The following is an 8,903-nucleotide window of genomic DNA, read 5'->3' on the forward strand; positions in this document are numbered from 1 at the left end:
TCGACCGAGGGAGGAAATGAAGCGAGGTGGGGGAGTGACCTATTTATTTTCTTAGAACAGACCGCTCCCTTTCTCTCTTAAACCGCGCACGCTTTATTCGGAGCGATGCTCTCTGTCTCGGCGACGTCGGCGTTGAAATTCAGCTCTCAGAGCGATCGAGATTTTCCCCCGAAACTCCTCACATATCTTGGAACGTTTCGCTTGTTTAACTGCTTTCTTGAAAGCCTCCTTTTTTCGGGGCGAGACGAAGGGACTTATTGGAATAGATGCCGTAGTGTCGGACCGTTTGCTGGTCAAAGGGCGGAAGGTGGTTGTGTCCTTATCAAAGTCTGTATCGTAATACGTGAAACGGTCCAAGGCCGCGAGGTTCATTAAAGTTTCACCTAAATAGGGATGAAGCTCTTCGAGAGCTCTAAATTTCGATACAAAAAACCACACTCCGCAACATGCAAAGTGTGGTTTGATAAATGAGTGATGATCTCAATGATTACTTACGGCGGCGCATGATCAGCGCCAGACCACCAAGACCCAGTAAAGCCACAGAAGATGGCTCAGGGACCAGTGTGAGGGTGCTTCCACCACCGCTGATGGGAGTCACCTCGAAATAGTCTGTGAAGTTACCAGCGGTAATGGCGGTGCCACCCACAGTGGCAGTGCCATCTCCTGTGTTAGTGACGAGCTCCTGAATCCAGTCTGCTTCGGTAGTTGTCACCCCGCTCGAAAAGCTCCCGGTCCAATCAGTTGCAAAATCGAAGACTCCAGTGGCTGTGCTGATATCAATATCAACAGCACCGCTGGCAGTAATCACCACACTGCCACCAATGTTCAGAACACCAGTTGCATTATTAGATATAAACCGGCCGCCATAAAAGAGTTCCCCTCCTGTCAGGTTTACAGTGCTCCCGTTCGCGTTGAGGAGTCCGGTTCCTAAATTGAGTGTGCCGCCTTGGAGGTTGTATGTAGGAATAGTCGAGCCGCCGCTATTGAAAAAGTTGAAACCTGGGGTGGCAGTGATCGTTCCCGCAGTTTGTGTGAGTGTGGCACCCCCAAAACCACCTACTTGGTTGTTACCTGTAACAGTTCCGTCCACCGCAATGGTGCCCGTGTCGCCATCTCCCGGTAAGCCTGTGCCGCCGGCGGTCTGATTGGTCCAATTGGCAGCTGCTTCGAGATTACCTCCATCGAAGATAAATGATGCGGCAGATGATGAATGACAAAGGGCTACCGAACATAGGGCCATTCCGAGTATCGTTGTTTTTGTGCTCATGTGTGTGTTATATTGTTATTACCTAATGAATTAAGGCTCGGGTATTCATTACTGCTTTTTGGATGCTGCTATCAAGCTTCTTTTCGAGAAAAAAATAACGGTGATCTCTCTGATTGCGATCTTTCAAGAGTGAATACAAAAGGCAGAAAAGGGGGGGCGGAGGAAGAATGGGTAATAATAGTGCACTTTACTTATTCTGGGCCGTTTTTTCAGCATATGCCTCTTGTTTTTTTAGCGGGCCTTGAGCATCTGCTCGTTGTGGGTGACGCCGCTTCTCATCCTCATCGTGCGGACACGAAAAAATACTCACACGGCCTGAACTCACTCACGCAATCATCATTCTCGCAAGTATGTGTCATTGCCCTGGCCCTCTTTTTTAAGTATCAAGCGCCCTTGAAAAAAATTATCTATCGCACAGAAAAGGGTGATCAGGCCAGCGTCAGCTACTTCGTGGAACCCCACGCGGATGAGGCTGAAGTCAGATGGTCCTTTTACCCGCATTTACCGGAAGGAATGTGTGCAAAAAAAGGCGATGAACGTGGACTGGGGTCTTTTCATCACGACACACGCCAATCATTCGAGGACTTCAAGATCAGGCCCGCGCGAGAAATTTCTGATGCAATCTACGAGCAAGTGATGTCCGCGATGGGAGGGCTGAGCGAACTGGAAATGATCACCAGGAAAATGGGCCCCAGCGGAATGGAGTTCAATCGCGTGTCCATGCCCTCGTTCGCACAATTGAAAAGCGGCCTCAGCGAGCCACGGCCGGCTTCGCAACTATCTGATCACGACCTTTTCCCAAGCTGGACATTCATCAAAGAAATCAAGGTCGAGGGTGAAACCCGCTTGTTGCTTCGCTGCGCCGAGTATGGGATGATGTGGGTGCATGTGGACGAGACCGGAATGACTCACGCGTCGTCTCAGATCAGCAATGAAGAAGCCCGGGAGCTCTACAAAAAACACCTGCTATACTTCACCGAAGGCGAGAAAGAGAAACTCAAAGAGGCTCTTCAAATCGGCAATAATTTTGAAGAGGCATTAAAGACCGCTTTAGGTCGCATGAGAGTCATGGATAGCTTCTTTTTGCCGGAATCTCCGAGCATCGAAATCGACGGGTGCATCACAATGGCCATGTGCGTGGAGGACGCGGGCATCATCAGCGCTACCTTGACTAAAGATGGCACCCTCGTCGATTATCGTTTGATCCAAGGACTCGAAGCCTGGAGAATTCTTCAGCCCATCATCGACCCCGTGGTGCCTGAATAGCTGCTGCATGTTGTCATGAAAGAATCTTTGCGCACGACGCAGACCTTTCTCGAACTCTGTATATGGCCGCTCTTTCAGGCTCCAGATATACCCCTATTTTGAAAGAGTTTATCAGAGACTGTTAGGAAAAGGAAAACCCAAGAAGCCCGCTGTTACTGCTGTCATGATGACCGACCGAAGGGAGATAGACAGAAACGATGTGACGTGCCTGAAAGGTGAACGTAGAGAATCAAAGCTGGTTTGTCATCTGAACTCGCTGATTAAGAGGTGTAAAATAAAATTCAATCCGCTTAATGAAAATAATCACTAAAGACAGTTGCTGCCCCCTTTTTCCTTTTTCAGGGCCTCTCGTCCGTTCGTACAATCTGGTCTAATGTCTGAATATACCCCATCACATGATAAATGGCACCGTCATTATTGGGTCTCACCAGGCGGCGTATTTGGGGATTTACCAGAGTAACTGGGCGGCAAGGTGAGGTGGCTCCAGGTCTCAGACTGCTTCCCGTTCAAATGATTGACAGATATCCCTTATTCCGTTAGTCCTTTTTACTTATTGTACTAAATCATGTTTTTACTCCGCACACTCTCTATAACAATAGTGCTCCATCTTGGCGTATTTCAATCGCTTGTCCTAGCGCAAAAAGTTGAGGAAACCCAACTGGACCAGCTCAAGGACGCTCTGTTATGGGGCGATCCAATAGCAACCATGAAAATCTCTGGAGAAATGCGACAAGCTTCTCCTGATCATGCAGATACCCACACCGCGCTTGGGATAGTCGCGATGGTGCAGAAGAATTTAAACTTGGCGAAAAAGCACTTTACCTCCGCTACCGAGCTACAAGCGAATCACCCTGTAGCTTCTGCCTATCTAGCACGCATTCTTATCGTCCAACAGCAAGCCAAAGAAGGGGAAGGCATACTGAATAAGGCTTTGGTAGCGCATCCTGAAGCGGCGGACTTGCTCGACTTGAGAGCGGAACTGCAGGTCAGACAGGGTAAAGTGGATGACTCCATAGCGACCTACAAGCGGATAGTAGATAATACAGAAAATAGCGACCTTCAACGTGCTACTTGCTATATGAAGATCGCGCAGATTTATGTTCTGAAGAAGGATTCACCCAGTGTAATACGCACCCTAGAAAGCTCGCTCAATGTGGAGTGGACGCCACAAGCTGCCATCGCTCTGATGCAGCATTATGTGGCGTCACAGCAACCTATGAAGGCGAACAAGGTTCAGGATAAGATTGTGGCGCAAGCGAATACCAAACGGTTCAAGTCCAAGAGAATGCAAATGTTGAAAGCCATTGAAGGACCTACAGTCTTAAATAATTTCATGCTGATTGGATACTACCTAGACCAAGCAGAATACAACGCAAGGGAGGTGAGTAAGCTTATTTATCATAATCGACTGATTCTGGATAAGATGAAGACGGCAGAGGCAAAGACGAAACTCAAAGAATTGGATGGCCTAGAGTTTAGACACGAATACAGAGAGTTAAAAGGGCTAGTGGCTGAAAAAGCTGCGTCAAACTCGATCAGCCGCATAGCTAACAACATCGTCAAACTAGCGCCTTCTGTGACGGTCAAAGATAAAGACGCAATCTTAGACTACGCCAAGAAACAATTGGCGAGTGGGGACGAAGTGGCAAAAGAACAGTCCAAGATTGCGCTCCAGTTGGTGAAAAAGCAAGATTACCGACTTCATGATTTCACCCATCCATCGATCGCATTCAAGAAGATACTCAAGCAGCATAAGTTGCCTGAGTACTTATCCTCATCAGCTATTACTGAGTTGAAAAACTATTACAGGGAGCAGGAAAAACTAAGAAAGGTTCCTGTTTACAAGGATCTTGTGATTCAATTTGCCGCTAATCCGAGTGATAATACATTACAGAAGAAGTTAGCGGCAGCTTATCTCTCTCACATTAAAGACATAGACATTAAGCGAGATCAAGCTAACGATGAGGCTCTTTACCCTAGACGCTATTGGGATCAAATTCCCCTAGTGAGGAACTCACCAACCGGTGAGAGAAGCTATGCAGAGAGAAAATCAGCAGCGTATGCCCTACACGATTTAGGAGCACTGTCCTACCTAGAAGATAATGAGAAATGGAAGGAGTCGGTAGCGTATAACACGCGGATGCTGAAGGTATTTCCTTCTAACAAGGCTCTGTTGAATAGAGCGCAAGCATACATTCATCTGCAAAACTACCAAGCAGCGGCAGAAGACTATGCGGCTCTCTCAGCGGTGCTTGCTTGGGATCGTGCCGAACGTTATATACCGCCGAATCAAATAAATGGACAAGGGCCTAACCCTGGATTTGCTCAGATTGCTAAGGACCTCCATTTACTCGTAACTGGAGATCAATCTCCTGAGACGCAAAAAGCGCGTAAGCTTCTGCAGTCTATCCATAGTAAACAATGGGACGATGTAGTAGATTTCGTAAAGGCGCCAAGCCCAAGTATGGGTCTACTAAAGGCGCTTCATTATGAACTCAGCTACACGAAAGCTTGGAATAGCTCACTGAGTCAGCATTTGAGTGAGAAATTACACAGACTGTCAGGAAAAGCCGCCGACGACTATTACAAAAATCACCATAATCTGATCTACAGTTCGGTAGCAGCTACTCTGTATAAAAACCAATCAGAGAAATCGTTGGATAAGAAAATCAACGCGTTAGAGCGATGCTTGAACTATTCTAAAACAGAAGGTCGCAGTGTCGCGGGCCATTACGAATTGGCTCAGCTTTATCTTAAGAAAAGCGAAAAACAACGCGCCAGACTTCACCTCAATGTGGCGGCACGTGGACTCGCAAGTAGCAAGCTAACGGGCTTGGCTAAAAAGGCTGCTCAACAACGGAATGTCCTAGAGGGGAAACGCAGTAAGAACGAAAACTTCCAAATGTGTCTCAATGATGATAAATATCTCGTTTCTCTCTATGCTAAAGAGAGGTACAAAAAAAACCTCAACATGCTTAGAGCTGAAGTCTTCACGCGGATGCGACTCTTTACGAATCAAGATAACGCCATTAAAGACAATAGAGGTCGAGTCTATGCCACAGGAACAGAGCCGGCACTAGCTAAGGCCGACTTGATAGCTGCGACACCAACCAAGGGTAGTGAAAGTGTTTTTTATGCCTTGTTAGGGCAGAGTTGTAGAGATTTAGGCGAATTCAAAGAGGCCATTAAGTATCTAGAATTAGCCCGCAAACATGGCAATAAAAGTTCATTTATCTACAACACGTTGGGGATGATGCATTGTTCTCAAATGGACTACCAAAAGGCTTTGGAATTACAGAACGAACAGCTCAAACACACCCCCGAGACTGTGTCAGCTCTTATTCTCAGATCCAAGCTCCATCAGTATGCGTTTGCTAATGACGAAGCGGCTCTGAAGGACATCGATAAAGCGATAGCCATGTTGAAAAAACAAGGTGTGAACCCAAAGAATATGACCTACTTTTCTCTACTAAACCGTAAGACAAGCATACTAGGGGACCGATTAAACGGTATATTTAGAAAATGAGCAGATGATCACGAATGGCACTTGCTACAGCGAATTTTCAAGGGATAGTGATTGACGGAAAATCAGTGACACACAGGTTAAGAAGTGTGCACAAGCTGTCCGCTCTTTCAGGCTTTAGCTATAACCCTATTTTGAAAGAGTCTTATCAGTGGATGTTAGGAAAAGGAAAGCCAAGAGGCCCGCTCTTACTGCCGTCATGAGAACAGGCCGGAGGGAGGTAGACAGGAACGATGTGCCGTGCCTGAAAGGTGAACGTAGAGAATCAAAGCTACGTTGTCATCTCAACACGACATTGAACATTTAAAATCCAGTCCTGACCCCATGGCTGTTAGGTATGCGGGAAAACTATTCGACTTCAGGGCGGTCCTGCATCTACCATGGTGACATGACCCCCAACCCTCCTATCTCCCGCCGCCGGGTCTTGAAGACTCTATTCTGCTCGAGCCTAGCCATGAACCTCAATTTGGCATCGTCTTCTGCCGCGACCAAGTTGGTAGAGGCAGCAGATCTGGATTTGTTTGCCCTTGGAGATTTTGGCAGTGGTGATGAGAAGCAGAAAGCGGTCGCACGGTCGATGAGGCGCTACTCGGAAAAGCTTGGAAAGAAACCGGATGGGCTCCTCATGTTAGGCGACAATTTCTATCGCAAGATGGCAGGTGGCCTGAAGTCCAAACGCTGGATCACCGGATTCTCAAACATATATCCTGCCAAAGCATTTCCCAATCCCTGCTGGGCCATTCTTGGCAATCACGACTATCGAGACACTCCTAACAACGAAAAGGTGCAGCTAGGCTACGCCGCATCGCTCGACCGCAAGACGCGCTGGACGATGCCGGCCAAGTATTATCGCGTTGATCTTCCGGCAAAAAATCCACAGGTCACCTTCCTCATGTTGGATACGAACCTGGAATCCATCAATCGCCCCCTGCACGGCCCCAAGGTTGCCTGCTGGCTGACTCCGGAAGAGCAAGCGGCACAGCTGGTCTGGCTCAAGAAAGAACTCGCCTCCGACCGCGCCCCCTTCACCGTGGTGCTCGGCCACCACCCACTCTACTCCAACGGCAAATACCAGGGCACACCCAAGCTCATCGAGGAGATCGGGGAACTCTTGGAAAAGGCCGGCGTCCACATGTACTTGAGCGGGCACGAACATGATCTGCAACACCTCGAACTCGAGGGCTTGAGAACATCCTTTGTGATTTCTGGCGGTGGGGGTGCACGCGTCAGAGGAGGGGAGGAAAAACATAAGGGCAATTTCTTCCAAGTCGCTCATGGCTTTTCCCACCTCTCGATCAAGAACGCCCGACTTCATCTCCGCCACATCGACGCCAACGGAAAAACCATCCACTCCTTCAGCAAAGGGGTGAACCACGACTGGAAGGTCGAAGTGTAGAGGCTGACCAAGCGACCTCAATGCAACATTCAACATGCACCAAATCCGGGGTCAGAATCCGGGGTCAGAATCCGAGAATCCGGGGTCAGAATCCGAGAATCCGGGGTCAGAATCCGAGAATTAGGGGTCAGAATTAGGGGTCAGAATTAGGGGTCAATTAGGGGTCAATTAGGGGTCAATTAGGGGTCAATTAGGGGTCAGGCATCAATTAGGGGTCAGGCATAGAAATGGTGCATCTCCTCTATCTTTCGCCACATTCTCTGCACCTGCTTCTTGTTTGCCAACTTCACTTTCAGCATCTGCTCCGCCCGGGTCACTCCGCTGCGCACGCCCATATGTAGCTCCTTGGCAATCCAGTCCAGCTTCACCGAGCTGTGCTTGCGGATGCTGCGCACGATCATCGCCTTGCGCCAGTCGGTCTTGTTAGCCGTGGCCAGTTCCTCCCTGCTAAGCCCGACCACTTCCAGCCCTCGCTCGATCCATAACCGCGCCGTTGCTTCAGCGTGATCGTTGGTCTGGCTACCACTGTAGCCGTTCGCCTTGCTGCCTGCCGTTCCAGTATCGCCTTTGGCCGCGCCAACCAGTAAGCTCATTTTCTCCCGAAATTCCTCGCTGCCAAAGCACCAGCCCCGCTCCACAGTCACCTGCAAACTCGCACCCTCAGGCGGATCGATCCCAGCCCTAGTGAGTCGGCTTTTATCAACAAGCCCCTCGGTGTCGGCTAGGAATTTCCTCCGGCCTGCCGCCGTGTCGGCATAACCCAGATGCTCCAGCCCGGCACCGACCGCGATCCAGCTACGCCTCTTGCTCGCAGGCTTGATGTAGTCGGCCAAGCTGCACCATGGATAATTCTCAATGCCATCCTTCACCGCAACCAGTTTAGCCCGCACGGGGTTCAGGTGCACGTAGTGGATCAGCGTACTCAGGTAATCATTTTCCTCCACCAGCACCGCCTTGTAGCGACCGCTGAAAAGATGTCCCCGCAACTTGTTCCGCGCGTTGTGCCTCTTGGTCACCGTGTTCTGGAACCAAGTCATGCCCTCCACCAGGTTGGCCTTGAGAGTCTTGAAAACGAGATGGTAGTGGTTGTCGATCAGCGCATAGGCATACACCCGCCAACCCGTCCTCCCCACCACTTCCTCAAGCGTCGCCTCAAAGACCTCACGGTCCGCGTCACTGCGCACAATCTTGTCCAAGCGGTTCCCCCGCGCCATCACGTGGTAGATGGCATCTTCGTATTGGACTCTAACTTGGCGGGGCATAGAGGGGAGCTTAACTGAGGAAATAGGGGAGTTTCAAGGCAGTATGCGCCATTTCTATGCCTGACCCCTTTCGGCCGATGATACTTCCACCGGGGGTATGAACTGGCACATGGGTTACTAACAAACCGACCACATAGGTTACACTTCTTGTTTAGCTTCTTCCTTCATTATTGCAAGTCTTGCTCTCCC

General features: G+C 49.3%; 5 protein-coding genes. 3 read left to right on the forward strand and 2 right to left on the reverse strand.

Annotated features, from left to right (window positions below; genetic code table 11):
- Positions 1-487: 487 nt before the first annotated feature.
- A complete protein-coding gene (locus JO972_RS09735; protein WP_309489848.1) occupies positions 488-1,267 on the reverse strand; it encodes a PEP-CTERM sorting domain-containing protein in 780 nt (259 codons plus the stop codon).
- Between the two features lie 129 nt (positions 1,268-1,396).
- On the opposite strand from JO972_RS09735, the gene JO972_RS09740 reads away from it, so the two are divergent.
- The 3 genes from JO972_RS09740 (at position 1,397) to JO972_RS09750 (ending at position 7,452) form a co-directional block, all read left to right on the forward strand.
- Positions 1,397-2,533: a hypothetical protein gene (locus JO972_RS09740; protein ID WP_309489849.1), complete on the forward strand. Its 1,137-nt coding sequence runs from the start codon at positions 1,397-1,399 to the stop codon at positions 2,531-2,533.
- A gap of 565 nt (positions 2,534-3,098) precedes the next feature.
- Entirely contained in the window at positions 3,099-6,059 is a 2,961-nt protein-coding gene (locus JO972_RS09745; protein ID WP_309489850.1) for a tetratricopeptide repeat protein, read from the forward strand.
- Positions 6,060-6,510: 451 nt separating this feature from the next.
- The gene (locus JO972_RS09750) at positions 6,511-7,452 is read left to right on the forward strand and encodes a metallophosphoesterase (RefSeq protein ID WP_309489851.1); all 942 of its coding nucleotides are present in this window, start codon (positions 6,511-6,513) and stop codon (positions 7,450-7,452) included.
- Between the two features lie 215 nt (positions 7,453-7,667).
- Here the strand turns inward: JO972_RS09750 and JO972_RS09755 are convergent, their stop codons facing one another.
- Positions 7,668-8,714, reverse strand: coding sequence for a transposase (locus JO972_RS09755; RefSeq protein WP_309489852.1), 1,047 nt, complete (start codon positions 8,712-8,714; stop codon positions 7,668-7,670).
- Between the last annotated feature and the right edge of the window lie 189 nt (positions 8,715-8,903).

Origin of the sequence: Oceaniferula flava, assembly GCF_016811075.1 — a bacterium.
Taxonomy (GTDB): domain Bacteria; phylum Verrucomicrobiota; class Verrucomicrobiia; order Verrucomicrobiales; family Akkermansiaceae; genus Oceaniferula; species Oceaniferula flava.

Coding starts and splice junctions, on each gene's coding strand:
- JO972_RS09735 (WP_309489848.1), bottom strand. CDS start 1,267: ATGAGCACAAAAACAACGATACTCGGAATGGCCCTATGTTCGGTAGCC.
- JO972_RS09745 (WP_309489850.1), top strand. CDS start 3,099: ATGTTTTTACTCCGCACACTCTCTATAACAATAGTGCTCCATCTTGGC.
- JO972_RS09750 (WP_309489851.1), top strand. CDS start 6,511: ATGAACCTCAATTTGGCATCGTCTTCTGCCGCGACCAAGTTGGTAGAG.
- JO972_RS09755 (WP_309489852.1), bottom strand. CDS start 8,714: ATGCCCCGCCAAGTTAGAGTCCAATACGAAGATGCCATCTACCACGTG.